Source organism: Mycobacteroides chelonae, assembly GCF_016767715.1.
In the GTDB taxonomy this organism is placed as follows: domain Bacteria; phylum Actinomycetota; class Actinomycetes; order Mycobacteriales; family Mycobacteriaceae; genus Mycobacterium; species Mycobacterium gwanakae.
This window is the reverse complement of the sequence record NZ_CP050145.1, coordinates 834824-849608: the sequence shown is the minus strand read 5'-3', so window position 1 is coordinate 849608 and position 14785 is coordinate 834824. Positions and strand designations below refer to the sequence as shown.

Here is a 14785-nt window from a genome sequence, read left to right as displayed (position 1 = left end):
GTGGGAACCTTGCGCAATTATTTGGCCGGATTGTCACGCCACATTCCCGGTCGACGCGGGTAATGTCAGGTGGTATGACATCGAATGAACTTCCGGACTGGGACGCCACATATCAAGGCAAGGGTGAGCTCTTCCAAGGCGATCCGCCGTGGAACATCGGCGAGCCTCAGCCCGAACTCGCGGCGCTGATCGATGCGGGCAAGTTCCATGGCTCTGTCCTGGATGTCGGATGCGGCCACGCCGAAACCGCGCTGCGGCTGGCGGCATTGGGACATGTCACTGTCGGGCTCGACCTATCGCCCACGGCCATCGAGGCCGCTCGCAGCGCTGCGGCCGAACGCGGACTGTCCAACGCCAGCTTCGAGGTCGCCGACATCACCAAGTTCTCCGGATACGACGGGCGCTTCAACACCATCGTCGACAGCACGCTGTTCCACTCGATCCCGGTCGAGGCCCGCGAGGCCTACCAACGGTCGATTTCCCGTGCAGCGGCGCCGGAGGCGTCGTACTACGTGTTGGTCTTCGCGGTAGGCGCCTTCCCACCGGGAATCGGCCCCAACGCCGTCACCGAGGACGAGCTACGCGCGGCGGTCGAACCGTACTGGGTAATCGACGAGCTGAGTCCGGCATTTATCCACTCGAACATCCCCGAGGTGATACCCGGCGCCAACTTCGACATGCCGCTGTTCCACAAGGACGAGAAGGGACGCAACAAGCAGCCCGCGTTCCTGCTTCAAGCGCACAAGCGTTAGGAAAGACGCCACCAGCCGTCGGGGGCAACGGGCTGCCGCATATCGGCCCGTTGCCCGGGCTTGGGCGCCACGACAGTGACGCCCTGCTCGTCGGCGGCGGTGAGTAACCGCTCGATCGGCTCGGCCCACGGATGCAGGGCCAGGTTGAACGTCGCCCAGTGGATCGGCAGGAGTGGGGCCTGAGACGTCGCGAGATCCAGGTGGGTCTGGACGGCCTCTTCGGGGTTCATGTGGATATCGGCCCACGAGGTGTTGTAGGCACCGACCGGCAACAGCGTCAGATCAAAGGGCCCGTAGGTGTCACCAATGACCTTGAAAGCCTTGGTGTATCCGGTGTCGCCGCCGAAAAACACCTTATGTTTCGGTCCGGCGATGGACCAAGATGCCCACAGCGTGGTGTTGCGGGACAGCGACCTGCCGGAGAAATGCCGGGCCTGCGTGCAGGTGAGCGTGAGCTTTCCGAGCTGATGACTCTGGTCCCAGTCGAGCTCGATGACCCGCGCCGGTGAGACGCCCCAGCTGCGCAGGTGCGCGCCTACCCCGAGCGGCACCACGAAAACCGCGTTCTGGCTCCGGGTCAGCGCGATGATGGAGTCCATATCGAGATGGTCGTAGTGGTCGTGACTGATCACCACGGCGTCCAGCGCGGGCAATGCCGACAGCTCCACCGGGACAGGATGCTGACGATGCGGCCCAACGGCTCGAGAGGGCGAGCATCTGTCGCTCCATACCGGATCGGTGAGCACCCGATACCCGTCGACCTCTACGAGCACACTGGAATGCCCGAACCAGGTGGCGGCCAAATCGGCAGGCGGACCGCCAAGTTCAGGGACCACAAGCGGCACTTGGCCTTTAGGCGCACCCGCGCTACGCCGGGTGATCACATCCCACACCACCGTGGTGGCCTCGGCATCAGGCGAAAACTGCCGTGCCGGTTCGGCGTTATGGAAGGAACCACCACGGTACTGCGGTGACCCCTGCGCAACCTCGGCGATGCGCTCCTTGCTGGCGCCCAGCGTTCGCGGGACGTCACGCAGGGCGCGCCCGAACCACGTCGACGCAAGAGCTGCGCCGGCGCCAACCCAGAGCGCCCGCACGCTCAGGCTCCCTGGAAGTTCGGGGGACGCTTCTGAATTCGCGCGACCTGAGCCTCGATGATGTCTTGGCTACTCCACGCCTTGTCGAACAGCACCTTGTGCTCGGGCAGCTGGTCCTCGAACGCACCGTCGTCGTTGAGCACCCGCTTGGCATGCTTGAGGGCCAGCGGCGCAAACCCGGCCAGCTCGGCCGCCCACGCCTGCGCGTCGGCAAGCTCTCCGATGCGGTTGGCCATGCCGGTCTGCAAGGCGGCCTGCGCGTCGAGCGGCTCGGCGGCCAGCAGCATGCCGCGTGCGCGTCCGTAGCCGACCAACGAGGACAGTCTGCGGATGCTCCAGTTATCCAGGGCGATGCCGTATTTGGCGACCGGGAACTGGAAGCGCGCGGTCTCGGAGACCACACGCAGGTCGGCCACCATCGCCAGCATGACACCGGCACCGATGGCGGGGCCGTTGACGGCGGCGATGACCGGAATGTCGGCGGCGTCGATGCTCTTGATCGAGTGCTGCCAGGCGTCGGCGAACTTATCGGGATCAGGAGCGCCGCTGGATAGGTCGGCACCCGCGCAGAACGAGGTGCCCTGCCCGGTGATGACGATGACGCGCGCCGTTTCGGCGGCCTTGCGGACCTCCTCGGCGAAGGCGAGCGCCAACTCGTAGGTCACCGCATTGCGCCGTTCTGGGCGCTGCAGCTCAATGGTGGTGACGGGACCGTCGCTAGTTACACCGATCATGGCAACCACCCTAATATGGCGCCCATGACTACCGTCGCCGTGATTGGTGGCGGGCAGGCCGGGATCGCCGCGGGGTACTTCCTCCGGCGTCGCGGCCTTGAGCCCGGCGGCGGATTTGTCATCCTCGATCACTCCCCCGGCCCGGGCGGAGCGTGGCAGTTCCGCTGGCCCACGTTGACGCTCGACAACACCAACCGCATCTATCAACTGCCCGGACTGCCGTTCGAGGAGACGGGCACCATCAAGGCGTCGACCGCCATGCCCCGTTACTTCGACGAGTACGAACATCGCTACGCCCTTGATGTCCGTCGGCCCGTGCACGTGCGAGAGGTGCAAGCAATTGCGGGCGGCTTCTCGCTCGAAACCTCCGCGGGCGATTTCACGGTCCGCGGACTGATCAACGCGACCGGGACCTGGGACAAACCGTTCATCCCCTTCGCCGCGGGCTCGGCCACCTTCGGGGGACGTCAGCTGCACACTCACGACTACCGGACACCGGAGGAGTTCGCAGGCAAGCACGTGCTGGTGGTCGGGGGCGGAGTGTCGGCGCTCCAGTTATTGGCTGAGATATCGACGGTCACCCGCACGTCGTGGGTGACCCGGCGCGAGCCGGTGTTCGTCACCGATTTCACCGTCGACCGACTGCGGGCCGCGGTCGCCGGCGTCGATGAACGTTCCCGGCAGGGGGAACCGCAACGCTCGGTGGTGTCCGCGACCGGACTGCCCTGGACACCCGAGATCGCCGACGCCGCGCAGCGCGGCGCGCTGGCCCGACGGCCCATGTTCAGCCGCATCACCCCGACCGGTGTGGTCTGGCCGGACGGCAGCACACTGGATGTCGACGTGATCCTGTGGTGTACCGGATTCCGGCACGCGCTGGATCACCTGGCGCCGCTACACCTGCGCAACAGCCGGGGCGGCATCACCATGACCGGCCGCCTGCTCACTCAAGTCGCGGGACAACCCGCCGTCCACCTGCTGGGGTACGGGTCCTCGGCCAGCACCATCGGCGCCAACCGGGCGTCGCGTGCCGCCGTCGTCGAGCTGATGAACTATCTAGAAGGACGTGCTGCCTGAGGGCTGCAGCACGAAACCATGCTTCTGATCGCCCATGGTCACCTGACAGGCGGTCAGACTGCCCGCACCTACGGCACACGTGACGTTGCCGTAGGTGAGCTTCTGCCCGACGTTGAGCACCGGCGCCTCGGGTTTGGTGCCACAGGACCAGGCACCCTTGCTGATTTCGAAGGCGCCATCACCCTTCTGCGCGACGGTGCCCATCGGGCAGGTGCCGACACCGGGGATGTTCACGCCACCCAGTCCGGGCACATTGGCGCTCGCGCCACCGACACCAGGCACGTTCGGGGCGTTCTGGGCATCGCCCGGAATTCCGGGCACGGCACCGTCGCAGCTGAGCCGCTGACGCGAGGTGGGCGTGATGTTCGCCGAGGCACGGAACATGCAACCGATTCCGTCGGGGGTGGAGAAGTGGATCGAGCGGACCGAAGAGTTTTCGTTGGTCACGAAGAATCCGTCGGGTGCCACCGCGGCGAACCCGTTCAGATCCGGGAAGGCGGGGTCGGCGTGAGCGACGCCCACACCCCCGGAAAGCAGCCCCAAACCAAGGACGGCGCAGACGCCAGCAACAGAGGAGACTAGCTTTACAGGTGCTTTTGTTGACATGCGCAAGCTTTCGGTATGGGTCGCCGGATTATCAGCTTTCATGATACTGGCGACGCACGGGACGGCACCGACGTCCGCAGATGGAACGTTTTGAGCACTGCATCGGGCAAGATGGCAGACATGCCTGATGGACTTCGCGCAAGCGGCTCATCACCAGATGCCGGGCACCCCTCCCCGCGAGTACTGGTGGTGGACGACGACGCCGACGTGCTCGCCTCGCTGGAGCGTGGCCTGCGCCTGTCCGGCTTTGAGGTGAATACCGCGAGCGACGGCGCCGAAGCGCTGCGCTGCGCCACCGAGCATCGCCCGGATGCGATCGTGCTCGATATCAACATGCCCGTCCTCGACGGCGTCAGCGTGGTGACCGCGCTGCGCGCGATGGACAACGACGTACCCGTCTGCGTGCTGTCCGCGCGCACCTCGGTGGATGATCGGGTCGCGGGCCTGGAAGCGGGCGCCGACGACTACCTGACCAAACCCTTCGTGCTCGCCGAGTTGGTGGCCCGGGTAAAGGCCCTGCTGCGCCGCCGCGGCGCGGTGGCGACCTCGTCCACCGAGACCATCACCGTCGGCCCTCTTGAGGTCGAGATTCCCGGCCGGCGCGCCCGGATCAACGGCGTCGAGGTAGACCTCACCAAGCGCGAGTTCGATCTGCTGGCCGTGTTGGCCGAACACAAGACCGCGGTGCTGTCCCGAGCCCAGCTGCTCGAGCTGGTGTGGGGATACGACTTCGCCGCCGACACCAACGTCGTCGACGTCTTCATCGGATACCTGCGGCGCAAGCTGGAGACCAGTGGCGCGCCTCGCCTGCTGCACACCGTGCGCGGTGTCGGGTTCGTGTTGCGTTCGCAGTAACTCTCGATGACCACTCCCAGTAAGCACCGCAGCCAGCGGATCACCGATCTGGCGTACCGACTGCTGGAGCGGCCCATGCGGGTCTTCTCACTGCGCACCCTCGTCGCGATCGCCGCGCTCGGAGTGATGGCACTCGTCGTCACGCTGGGCACCTGGGTATGGCTTGGTGTGGAAGATGACCAGAACAGCCAGCTGGATCGCCGGCTGGACTCGGTGTCCAGCCTGGGTGCCGTCTCCAGCCTGCTGAATTCGGTGATCAGTTCGGAAGGGAAGGTCGACACCCCCGACGGCCTGGTGCTCACCGCCCGTGTGGCCGGGCTGACCAAGTCCATCCCCAGTGAAGTGGAACTACCGCTACTGGAACCCGGCTACGCCAACACCACCATCAACGGCGTCGAATACCGGGTCCGGTCGTTCATCGCCCCGGGCAACATCCCCGTTGCCGTGGGTGCCCCGATCGCCGAGACCCAGCGGCAGATCGACCGGTACCACATCCGCATCCTCGCGATCTGTGGCGGCGTGCTGGTCGGAACCGTGATCGTGGGCTGGGTGATCTCCCTCATCGTGGTGAGCCCCTTCCGGCTGCTGGCGCAGCAGGCCCGTTTGATCAACGCACAATCCAACCCCGACGACGTGAACGTGCGCGGTGTGCGCGAGGCAGTCGAGATCTCCGAGGCGGTCGAGGGAATGCTCGAACGCATCAACACCGAACAAGAAAAGACCAAGGCGGCCCTCGAAACCGCGCGCGACTTCTCCGCGGTGGCCTCACATGAGCTGCGCACCCCGCTCACCGCGATGCGGACCAACCTCGAGGTGCTCTCGACCCTGAACCTCAGCGAGGACCAGCGCGCCGAAATCCTTGAAGAGACAGTGCGTACCCAAACCCGCATTGAGGCAACGCTTTCTGCGCTCGAACGGCTCGCGCAGGGCGACCTGACCACCGAGGACGACCATGTACCGGTCGATATCACCGAGCTGCTGGACCGCGCCGCGCATGATGCGGACCGCAGCTATCCGAATGTCGAGGTGTCTCTGGTCCCCTCGTCGACCATCTTGATGCTGGGGTTGCCCGCCGGGCTGCGGCTGGTGATCGACAACGCGATCAAGAATGCGGTCCGCCATGGCGGCGCATCGGAAGTCCGGCTCTCCGCGATCAGCACCGTGCACGGCGTGGAGATCGCCATCGACGACAACGGCAGCGGTATCCCCGAGGCCGAGCGCGAACTGGTTTTCGAACGGTTCTCCCGCGGCTCCACCGCATCACACACCGGCTCCGGCCTGGGTCTGGCACTGGTGGCACAGCAGGCCGAACTCCATGGCGGCACAGCGGCTTTGGAGTCCAGCCCGCTGGGAGGCGCACGACTGGTGCTGCGCCTCCCCGGGCATTAGCCCTAGCGCGCGCCAAGCAGGTCGATCACGAACACCAGCGTCTTACCCGACAGCTGATGCCCCGCACCCGCCTCGCCGTAGGCCTGCGCCGGCGGCACCGTGAGCTGGCGACGTCCGCCCACCTTCATGCCGGGGATACCGTCCTGCCAACCCTGGATGAGCGCATCGAGCGGGAACTCGATGGACTCGCCGCGGTTCCACGAGCTGTCGAACTCCTCGCCGCTCTCGAACTCGACACCGACGTAGTGAACGTTGACGACCGATCCGGGCGCGGCCTCCGCGCCATCACCGACGGTGATGTCCTTGATGACCAGTTCGGTGGGCGCTGGACCTGGCTGAAAATCGATCTCGGGTTTCGTCATGCGATCGACCCTATCGTTAGGTCATGACCGATAGGTATGACACCGTAATCGTCGGTGGCGGACACAATGCCTTGACCGCCGCGGCGTATCTGGCGCGCGCAGGCAAGCGGGTGCTGTTACTGGAGCGGCTCGACGTGCTCGGCGGGGCGGCGATCTCGGCACCAGCATTCGAGGGCGTGGACGCCCGGCTGTCGCGCTACTCATACCTGGTGAGCCTGATGCCGCGGCAGATCATCGATGACCTGGGATTGGATGTACGCCTGGCGCGACGCAAGTACGCGTCGTACACGCCGGATCCCGAGGACGGCGGCCGAAGCGGGTTTCTCGCCAGCACAAATGATTTCGCAGAGTTCGGAGCACTCTGCGATTCGGTCACCCGGCCATTGTGGGACTCGATGCTGGAGCCACTGCGGCGCCGAAGCGACATCCGCACGGGGGCCTGGGAGCAGCTGATCGAGACACCCATCGGGGAGGTGATCCGTGCGGCCACACCCAACGACCTGCAACGCGGAGTCCTGCTCACCGACGCATTGATCGGAACCTTCGCCAGTGCCGATGATCTTTCCCTGCAGCAGAACATCTGCTTCCTGTATCACCAGATGAATCCGTGGGACGTCCCCATCGGTGGCATGGGCGCTGTGACGGGCTCGCTGGAATCGGCCGCCCGACGGTACGGTGCCGAACTGCGCACCGGGGCAGAGGTTTTGTCAATCAATCCCGAGGGCGAGGTGCGCTATCGGGCCGGTGACGATGAGCGCACCGCAATCGGCGAGCGTGTACTCAGCGGCGTCACGCCTACCGTGCTAGCTCGTCTCCTCGGCGAAGATCCACCGGAAGGTCAGCCTGGGGCGCAGGTCAAGGTCAATCTGCTGCTAACCCGCCTGCCGCGCCTGCGAGATGAAAAGGTCACACCGGAGCAGGCTTTCGGCGGCACCTTCCACATCAACGAGACATACACGCAGCTGGAGAACGCCTACCGGCAGGCACAGGCGGGCGCCGCCCCTGACCCGTTGCCGTGTGAAATCTACTGTCATTCACTGGCTGACCCCAGCATTCTGTCACCAGAGCTGCGAGCATCCGGCGTGCAGACATTGACAGTGTTCGGGCTGCACACACCGCACGGACTGTCCGCAACGCGCGAGGAACTGCAGACCGCCGTGCTTGCATCGCTGAATTCGGTACTGGCCGAGCCGATCACCGATGTGCTGGCCACCGACTCGCACGGAGACCCGTGTATCGAGACCAAGACCACCGCCGATCTGGAGCACGCCCTCGGCATGACGGCGGGCAACATCTTCCACGGCGGATTGCAGTGGCCGTTCGCCGAGGACGACGACCCGCTGGCGACCGCCGCACAACGCTGGGGCGTGGACACGGACCACGACCGGATCCTGCTGTGCGGCTCAGGGTCCCGCCGCGGAGGCGGTGTGTCCGGTCTCGGCGGATACCACGCCGCAATGGCTGTACTCGACGCTAACTGAGGGACGCCGCCCGCTCCAGGATCGCCCGCAAGTTCTTCAGTTCGGCCTCACTCAGCGCCGCCAGACCTGCCGGTGCGGGATCGTCCATCTCTGCGATGACCGCCATCAGGCGCTGGCCTTCGTCGGTCAACGACACACGCTTGCATCGCCGATTGTCGGGATCGATGCGACGCACCACCAACCCACGCTGCTCCAGATCGCTCACCGCGACCGTCGCCGCTGGAGCATCCAGTGCCGTGGCCTCCGCGATTCCCTTCACTGTCATGGAGTGTCGCGCAAGCCTTCTCAGGATGCGCACGCGACTGAACGGCAGGCCGGTCGCCTCGACGACCGTCCGACGCCAACCATCGCGATTGTCAAGTACCAGGCTCGCCATGGTGCGCCAGACCTCATCCGCGAGGGGCCTATCCGACACGAGAAACCTCCCGTGAGGCAGTGCTCTCGATGAGCGGTGCGAGTCGCTGCGCCGAGCGCAGCGCGAACGGTGACGTGGACACGATACCCAGCGTAGCGATGGCGAGCCCGAGGCCCGCACACATGAACCACAGCGCGGGTGCACCGATCGAACCGCACAGTGCCACACCGATACTTACGCCCACCTGACGACTCGTGGAGGTGACCGCCGAGGCCGCGCCGGCGCGATCCAGCGGCATACCGCTGACCGCGGCATTGGTGATCGGTGCGTTCACCATGGAGAATCCCGCGCCGAAGATGGCGAAGACCACCAGGAGCTCCCAGATCGGTGTCGCCGTCGTAACCCGGGCGAGCAACAGCGAGGCGGTGAAGAACAGCGCGCCCGCCGCCAACAGTGACGGCCTGGCGCCGAACCGGCCCACCATACGGCCCGATATCGGCGAGAACACCAGCGCGCCAACGGCAATCGGCAGATAGACCAAACCGGTGTGCATCGCCGAGAAGTGGCGCTCCCCCTGCAGGTACAGAGACATCGTGAACAGGAACGCACTCCAGGCCACGCACGCACATATCGCGGTGAGGGTGGCGGACGCAAACGGGACGCTGCGGAAGAAGCGCAGATCGATGAAGGGGTGGCGGCGCCGGGACTCGTACCTGAGGAACACCGCGAACGCCACCAGCGCGGTGATGAGAACCGCGATGAGCTGGGGTGTGGCCCATCCCAGCGACGGACCCTCAATCAAGGTGAACACGATGCCGAACAGGAAGAGCACCGCGAGCACCTGCCCCACCGGGTCGATATCGCGCATAGTCGCAGACTTGCTCTCCGGCACGAAAATAGCCGTCAGCGTAAACGCCAGCGCGCACACCGGCAGGTTGATCCAGAAGACGGCACGCCAGCCCACCCATTCGATCAGCAGCCCGCCGACTATCGGGCCCAGCGCCATCGATATCCCGACGACCGCGCCCCAAAAGCCCAGCGCCCTGGCACGTTCCACACGCCCGGTAAAGACCTGCGAAATGATGGACAGCGCTACCGGGTTGAGCATGGAGCCACCCACCGCCTGCAGCAGACGCGCGGCGATGAGCAACCCGACGGTGGGCGCCACGCTGCACAGCAGTGAACCCACCGCGAAGATCGACAGCCCGATGTGGAAAACCTTTCGCCGCCCCAGCCGGTCGCCCGCAGCACCCGAGAGCATGAGCAACGAGGCCAGCCCCAGGGTGTAGATGTCGATGACCCATTGCAGCTGCGAGGTGCTGGCACCGAAATCCGCCCGGATGGTCGGTAGCGCCACGTTCACGATGGTGGAATCCATCGACACGATGAGCAGACTCAGACAGCAAGAACCCAGGATGACGATCTTGCGGCGCTCACTGAGCGCACCGACGGCTGCTTCCACACAACCATTGTGAAACTACAACTGTTAGCGATGCAAACAGATTTGTGTGAGCTTTGTCATCTCACGAGCGAACGCTACGGGTACTGACGCTCCCCGTAGCCGGTGTAGATCTGGCGCGGACGGCCGATCTTGCCCGGCTCCGAATGGAGCTCACGCCAGTGCGCAATCCAGCCCGGGAGTCGCCCGAGTGCGAAGAGCACGGTGAACATGCGGGTCGGGAAGCCGATGGCCCGGTAGATAAGACCGGTGTAGAAGTCGACATTCGGGTACAGCTTGCGCTCGATGAAGTAGTCGTCGGTGAGCGCGGCTTCCTCGAGGGCCTTGGCGATCTCGAGTAGCTGGTCGTCCCCGCCGAGCTTGCCGAGGATCTTGTCGGCCTGCTCCTTACAGATGCGCGCACGCGGATCGTAGTTCTTGTAGACACGGTGCCCGAAGCCCATGAGCTTGACGCCGTCCTCGCGGTTTTTGACCCGTCGAACGAAGTCATGGGTGTCGCCGCCCTCGGAGCGAATGCGCTCCAGCATCTCCAACACCGCCTGGTTCGCGCCGCCGTGCAGCGGGCCCCACAGCGCGTTGATGCCACCGGAGACAGAGGTGAACAGGTTCGCGTCGGACGAACCGACCAGGCGCACCGTCGAGGTCGAGCAGTTCTGCTCGTGATCGGCGTGCAGGATCAGCAACATGTCGAGCGCCCGCACGATCTCCGGATCCACCTCGTACGGCTCGGCCGGCAGACCGAAGGTCATCCGCAGGAAGTTCTCAACGAGCGTAAGCGTGTTGTCCGGGTACAGGAACGGCTGCCCGACGGACTTCTTGTACGCGTAGGCCGCGATGGTCGGCAGCTTCGCGAGCAACCGGATCGTGGACAGCTCGACCTGCGCGTCGTCATGTGGGTCCAGCGAGTCCTGGTAGTAGGCGCTGAGCGCGTTCGCGGCGCTGGAAAGCACCGGCATCGGGTGCGCGTTACGCGGGAAGCCGTCGAAGAACCGCTTGAGGTCCTCATGCAGCAGGGTGTGACGCTGGATCTTGGTGGTGAAGTCCTCCAGCTGCTGCGGGGTGGGCAGCTCGCCGTAGATCAGCAGGTAGCTCACCTCGATAAAGGTGGACTTGTCCGCCAGCTGCTCAATCGGGTACCCGCGGTAGCGCAGGATGCCGGCGTCGCCGTCGATATAGGTGATCGCACTCTTGGTCGATGCGGTATTGACGAACCCCGCATCGAACGTGGTGTAGCCGGTATCAGCCAGCAGTTTCCCCAGCGCGAAGCCATCCGAGCCTTCGGTCGCGCGGACGATATCCAGCTTCGTTTCGCCTCCGGGGTACTGGAGAGTAGCGAAATCGTTGTTGTCGGCCACAGGCATCCCTTCTGAGGTTCAGCGGCTCCATGAGAACGTTCATAGAGAAGGTAGTCGCTCCCTCCACACGGCGCCTGGTCAGGGTCGAGGTCGGGGGTCCACCCGGGTGCCGAGCGACCGGCGGCGGCTCCCTTTCCGGCGCACCGTCGCGAGTGCACCGTCCCACAACAACATCGCGCCCGCGGTGATGATCGCCGGCTTGAACGTGTCCCTGGCAAGCCCGGCGGTCGCCGTGGCCTTGGTCGCGGCACTGGCCTTGGACATGTGCCCGGAGTCGAAGGGCGGCTGCGGGTCGTATTCGATACTCAGCTGAATCGCCTTGGCCCGCTCCTCCCCGGCGATGTGGCCCGCGAGCCACAGCCCCAGATCGATACCCGCGGACACCCCCGCCGCGGTGACCACACCGCCGTCATCCGCATGCACGATGCGCTCATCACCGACCGGGGTCACCCCGAACGGCTTCAGCAGCGGGAGCGTGGACCAGTGCGAGGTGGCCCGCTGGCCCTCGAGGAGACCGGCTGCCGCTAATACCAGCGAACCACTGCACACCGAGGTGGTCCACGTGGTCGTCGGGTGCACTCGGCGCAACCACTCCAGTAGCTCTTCATCGCGGGCCGCCATGGTCGTTCCGGGCCCACCGGGCACCAGCACGACATCGGGTGCGGGGGTCTCCTCGAACGAGTGCGTGGCACCGATGACCAGCACGCCCGAATCAGCGGTGATGGGTCCGGGCTGGTGCCAGACGAAGCGGACTTCGGTGTCGGGCATGAAGCGCAACACCTCGTAGGGACCGATGAAGTCCAGTGCGGTGAAATCCGGGTACAACACGATGGCGATTTGAGTCATAACGAAGCCCTTTCGGTGCGATAGAAGGTCTTGCGGTACTGATCGGGCGATACGCCCATGCGGCGAACAAAATTGCGGCGCAAGGATTCCGCAGATCCGAACCCGCAGCGATCCGCGATCACCACCATGGTGTCGTCGGTCTCTTCGAGCTGACGGCGCGCGGCCTCGGAACGGATGCGTTCCACATAGGCCGACGGCGCCTCGCCGACTTCCGCGGTGAAGACCCGGGTGAAATGCCGTGGGCTCATCGCGGCCAGACGAGCCAGCTCGGGCACTCGGTGTGATCCGCCGGGCTGCGCCTCGATGGCCTCTTGCACGTCGCGGATCGGCATGCGCTTGGCCCGCGGCATCCACACCGGGGCCGCGAATTGCGACTGCCCACCCGGACGGCGCAGATACAGAACAAGCCAGCGCGCCACCGTCTGCGCCACCTCCGCTCCGTGGTCGTCCTCGACAAGCGCCAATGCCAGATCGATGCCCGCGGTCACCCCGGCCGCCGTCCATGTCTTGTCCGAGCTGCGGATGAAAATCGGATCGGGATCGACTGTGACGCTGGGAAACTCGCTTGCGAGCGTCTCGGCGATAGCCCAGTGCGTGGTGGCACGACAGCCGTCCAGCAAGCCCGCCTCCGCGGCCAGGAACGCCCCGTTGCAGACACTGACCACCCGCCGCGCAGAGTGCGCCGAAGCGCGGATCCATTCCATGACGGCCGGATCCCGCTGAACCGCGGGCACACCGACGCCGCCAGGCAAGACCAAGGTGTCGCATCCCGCACCGGGATCAGGCAACGGACGGGTGACCAACTCCATACCCGAACCGGTGGCGATCGGAGTGCCATTGCTGGACACGAGCGACACGTCGTAGCCGGGGGTACCGGTCAGGTACTGGGATGCGGTCGAGAAGACCTCATAGGGCCCCACCAGGTCGAGGGCCTGAACTCCCGGAAAACCCAGGATTACCACCGAACGCGTCACGCCTCTTAGTGTTCGCCACCTGGGCAATGGCGTCCAGGTCGGGTATCCCACAAATTAGGACATCAGCAGCTCGGCAGCCACTGCTCCGCAGAAGCATCGAGCAGCCGCTGGTGATCCGCACGATTGACGCGCACGTAGGCGTCGGCGAAGTCAGCGAAGGCCGCATCAGCGGTATTCGGATCGGCACCCGCGCCGAGGTAGCCCGCGATCACCCCGGGCACACCCGATTGAGCGTGGGCACGCGCCAGCGCCATCGCACACAGCGACCCGTACAGCGCCAGGTCGTTGGGATCCGTGAGACTGGCGATCTCGACCGATCCCTTCATATCGCGGAACTGCCGCACGTAGAAGCTGCCGCGACGCGTCGAGGACACGTAACCGAGGAAGGGATCACCGCTGGCCTGCATGATCCGCTGGCCGGCCACCACCCGGCGCCCGTGATCCAGCCGCAACTCCTGCGGAAAATACGGCTCGATCACCGAGGCCGAAGCCTCCTTCATCTGCAGGAACAGCGGCGACCCATCGGCATCCGTGAGCAGAGCGAGATAGCAACGGGTGCCCACACTTCCGACACCGACCACCCGCACCACCGCATCCTCGAACTGATGGCATGCCAGCAGTGCTACGACGTCCTCGGGCACCGAACCGAAGTACTCCTCCACCATCGCGGCGGCTTCGGAGAAACCCACCTCCGGGACCCGGACCGCAATGTCCTGCTGCTCCACGATTCGGTAATGACCGTCGACGGTGGTCGCCGTCAGCTTCTTCAACGCACGATGTGAGGTGTTGCGGGAGGCCTTCGAGACCGTTTCGGTTGCCAGCTTGGACGCGCTCTTGGACAGTCGCGAGACCAGATCCAGCACCTCGAGCGCGGTCGTCTTGAGATAGAACCGCTCCAGGGCAGACAGCTGCGCCAATTCGCGCATCCGGGTGCGGTAGGCGGCGGCGGTCTTGGTGGCGCTGGCGCGCACCGCGTCGTCTGACATCCCGAATTCCTGGCCGAGAATCGCCACACTCGTGACCAGTCGTTTGACATCCCATTCCCACGGACCGATCGCGGTCTCGTCGAAATCGTTGACGTCGAACAGCAGCGCACGCTCACGCGAGGCGAAGAGCCCGAAGTTGGAAAGGTGTGCGTCACCGCAGATCTGAATCGGTACCCCGGTGGTTGCCGTGCCGGCAAGATCGGAGGCCATGACCGCGGCCGCCCCACGATAGAACGCGAACGGCGATTCCGACATGCGCTCGCGGCGCACCGGAACCAGCGACGGGATCCTGGACGTGTTCTGCGCGGCGAGCACCGCGATCGGATCCCGGTGCGGTTGATCGGGAAGTTCCGCGAGGCGTCGCCGCGGCATCTGGTCACGCAGCCCGCGGCCCAGAGCAAGCTGCTTGTCCCGCGGAAGTCGCCGCAAGTCCACTGGCGTCAGAGCGTCCATGGGG

The 14785-nt window shown here is 65.4% G+C and carries 15 protein-coding genes; 5 read left to right on the top strand and 10 right to left on the bottom strand.

What is annotated here, in order from left to right; translation table 11 throughout:
• Positions 1-74 precede the first annotated feature (74 nt).
• On the top strand, positions 75-752 hold the full coding sequence (locus tag HBA99_RS04205; protein WP_057966571.1) for a class I SAM-dependent methyltransferase: 678 nt from the start codon (positions 75-77) through the stop codon (positions 750-752).
• On the opposite strand, the gene HBA99_RS04200 is transcribed toward HBA99_RS04205, so the two are convergent.
• Together HBA99_RS04200 and HBA99_RS04195 are read right to left on the bottom strand one after the other, a co-directional pair.
• Entirely contained in the window at positions 749-1849 is a 1101-nt protein-coding gene (locus HBA99_RS04200) for an MBL fold metallo-hydrolase (RefSeq protein ID WP_070916611.1), read from the bottom strand. The two genes, HBA99_RS04205 and HBA99_RS04200, sit on opposite strands and share 4 nt — an antisense overlap.
• Positions 1850-1851: 2 nt before the next feature.
• Positions 1852-2583 carry an enoyl-CoA hydratase gene (locus tag HBA99_RS04195; RefSeq protein ID WP_057966573.1) on the bottom strand — a complete coding sequence of 244 codons (732 nt, stop codon included), beginning with the start codon at positions 2581-2583 and terminating at the stop codon, positions 1852-1854.
• 15 nt (positions 2584-2598) lie between these two features.
• On the opposite strand from HBA99_RS04195, the gene HBA99_RS04190 reads away from it, so the two are divergent.
• Complete coding sequence (locus HBA99_RS04190) at positions 2599-3660, top strand: NAD(P)-binding domain-containing protein (RefSeq protein WP_070923764.1); 1062 nt, start codon at positions 2599-2601, stop codon at positions 3658-3660.
• Here the strand turns inward: HBA99_RS04190 and HBA99_RS04185 are convergent.
• Entirely contained in the window at positions 3640-4266 is a 627-nt protein-coding gene (locus tag HBA99_RS04185) for a hypothetical protein (RefSeq protein WP_070950174.1), read from the bottom strand. The genes HBA99_RS04190 and HBA99_RS04185 overlap by 21 nt on opposite strands.
• Before the next feature lie 120 nt (positions 4267-4386).
• On the opposite strand from HBA99_RS04185, the gene HBA99_RS04180 reads away from it, so the two are divergent.
• Both HBA99_RS04180 and HBA99_RS04175 read left to right on the top strand, forming a co-directional pair.
• Positions 4387-5121 (top strand): response regulator transcription factor, encoded by a 735-nt coding sequence (locus HBA99_RS04180; RefSeq protein WP_046255528.1) that lies wholly within the window; start codon positions 4387-4389, stop codon positions 5119-5121.
• Positions 5122-5196: 75 nt separating this feature from the next.
• Complete coding sequence (locus HBA99_RS04175; protein ID WP_030094368.1) at positions 5197-6510, top strand: sensor histidine kinase; 1314 nt, start codon at positions 5197-5199, stop codon at positions 6508-6510.
• Positions 6511-6512: 2 nt separating this feature from the next.
• Here HBA99_RS04175 and HBA99_RS04170 read toward each other — a convergent pair whose 3' ends face one another.
• Complete coding sequence (locus HBA99_RS04170) at positions 6513-6872, bottom strand: FKBP-type peptidyl-prolyl cis-trans isomerase (protein WP_030094367.1); 360 nt, start codon at positions 6870-6872, stop codon at positions 6513-6515.
• A 23-nt stretch (positions 6873-6895) separates the two neighbouring features.
• On the opposite strand from HBA99_RS04170, the gene HBA99_RS04165 reads away from it, so the two are divergent.
• Positions 6896-8353 carry a phytoene desaturase family protein gene (locus HBA99_RS04165; RefSeq protein WP_070951539.1) on the top strand — a complete coding sequence of 486 codons (1458 nt, stop codon included), beginning with the start codon at positions 6896-6898 and terminating at the stop codon, positions 8351-8353.
• Here the strand turns inward: HBA99_RS04165 and HBA99_RS04160 are convergent.
• The 6 genes from HBA99_RS04160 to HBA99_RS04135 form a co-directional block, all read right to left on the bottom strand.
• Positions 8346-8729, bottom strand: coding sequence for a MarR family winged helix-turn-helix transcriptional regulator (locus tag HBA99_RS04160; protein WP_070952343.1), 384 nt, complete (start codon positions 8727-8729; stop codon positions 8346-8348). The two genes, HBA99_RS04165 and HBA99_RS04160, sit on opposite strands and share 8 nt — an antisense overlap.
• Positions 8730-8757: 28 nt before the next feature.
• Positions 8758-10170, bottom strand: coding sequence for a DHA2 family efflux MFS transporter permease subunit (locus HBA99_RS04155; RefSeq protein WP_057968315.1), 1413 nt, complete (start codon positions 10168-10170; stop codon positions 8758-8760).
• A gap of 74 nt (positions 10171-10244) precedes the next feature.
• The gene (locus tag HBA99_RS04150; RefSeq protein ID WP_165589992.1) at positions 10245-11528 is read right to left on the bottom strand and encodes a citrate synthase; all 1284 of its coding nucleotides are present in this window, start codon (positions 11526-11528) and stop codon (positions 10245-10247) included.
• A gap of 72 nt (positions 11529-11600) precedes the next feature.
• Positions 11601-12368 carry a DJ-1/PfpI family protein gene (locus HBA99_RS04145; RefSeq protein WP_057966580.1) on the bottom strand — a complete coding sequence of 256 codons (768 nt, stop codon included), beginning with the start codon at positions 12366-12368 and terminating at the stop codon, positions 11601-11603.
• Positions 12365-13342 carry a GlxA family transcriptional regulator gene (locus tag HBA99_RS04140; protein WP_070923768.1) on the bottom strand — a complete coding sequence of 326 codons (978 nt, stop codon included), beginning with the start codon at positions 13340-13342 and terminating at the stop codon, positions 12365-12367. The genes HBA99_RS04145 and HBA99_RS04140 overlap by 4 nt, the downstream gene beginning before the upstream one ends.
• A 62-nt stretch (positions 13343-13404) precedes the next feature.
• Positions 13405-14781, bottom strand: coding sequence for a DUF2252 domain-containing protein (locus HBA99_RS04135; protein ID WP_070923769.1), 1377 nt, complete (start codon positions 14779-14781; stop codon positions 13405-13407).
• Between the last annotated feature and the right edge of the window lie 4 nt (positions 14782-14785).

What these genes read in the sequence shown, in the direction of transcription:
- HBA99_RS04205 (WP_057966571.1), top strand. Translation starts at nt 75, where the DNA reads ATGACATCGAATGAACTTCCGGACTGGGACGCCACATATCAAGGCAAG.
- HBA99_RS04190 (WP_070923764.1), top strand. Translation starts at nt 2,599, where the DNA reads ATGGCGCCCATGACTACCGTCGCCGTGATTGGTGGCGGGCAGGCCGGG.
- HBA99_RS04135 (WP_070923769.1), bottom strand. Translation starts at nt 14,781, where the DNA reads ATGGACGCTCTGACGCCAGTGGACTTGCGGCGACTTCCGCGGGACAAG.
- HBA99_RS04185 (WP_070950174.1), bottom strand. Translation starts at nt 4,266, where the DNA reads ATGTCAACAAAAGCACCTGTAAAGCTAGTCTCCTCTGTTGCTGGCGTC.
- HBA99_RS04145 (WP_057966580.1), bottom strand. Translation starts at nt 12,368, where the DNA reads ATGACTCAAATCGCCATCGTGTTGTACCCGGATTTCACCGCACTGGAC.
- HBA99_RS04160 (WP_070952343.1), bottom strand. Translation starts at nt 8,729, where the DNA reads ATGGCGAGCCTGGTACTTGACAATCGCGATGGTTGGCGTCGGACGGTC.
- HBA99_RS04170 (WP_030094367.1), bottom strand. Translation starts at nt 6,872, where the DNA reads ATGACGAAACCCGAGATCGATTTTCAGCCAGGTCCAGCGCCCACCGAA.
- HBA99_RS04150 (WP_165589992.1), bottom strand. Translation starts at nt 11,528, where the DNA reads ATGCCTGTGGCCGACAACAACGATTTCGCTACTCTCCAGTACCCCGGA.
- HBA99_RS04195 (WP_057966573.1), bottom strand. Translation starts at nt 2,583, where the DNA reads ATGATCGGTGTAACTAGCGACGGTCCCGTCACCACCATTGAGCTGCAG.
- HBA99_RS04165 (WP_070951539.1), top strand. Translation starts at nt 6,896, where the DNA reads ATGACCGATAGGTATGACACCGTAATCGTCGGTGGCGGACACAATGCC.
- HBA99_RS04175 (WP_030094368.1), top strand. Translation starts at nt 5,197, where the DNA reads ATGCGGGTCTTCTCACTGCGCACCCTCGTCGCGATCGCCGCGCTCGGA.
- HBA99_RS04180 (WP_046255528.1), top strand. Translation starts at nt 4,387, where the DNA reads ATGCCTGATGGACTTCGCGCAAGCGGCTCATCACCAGATGCCGGGCAC.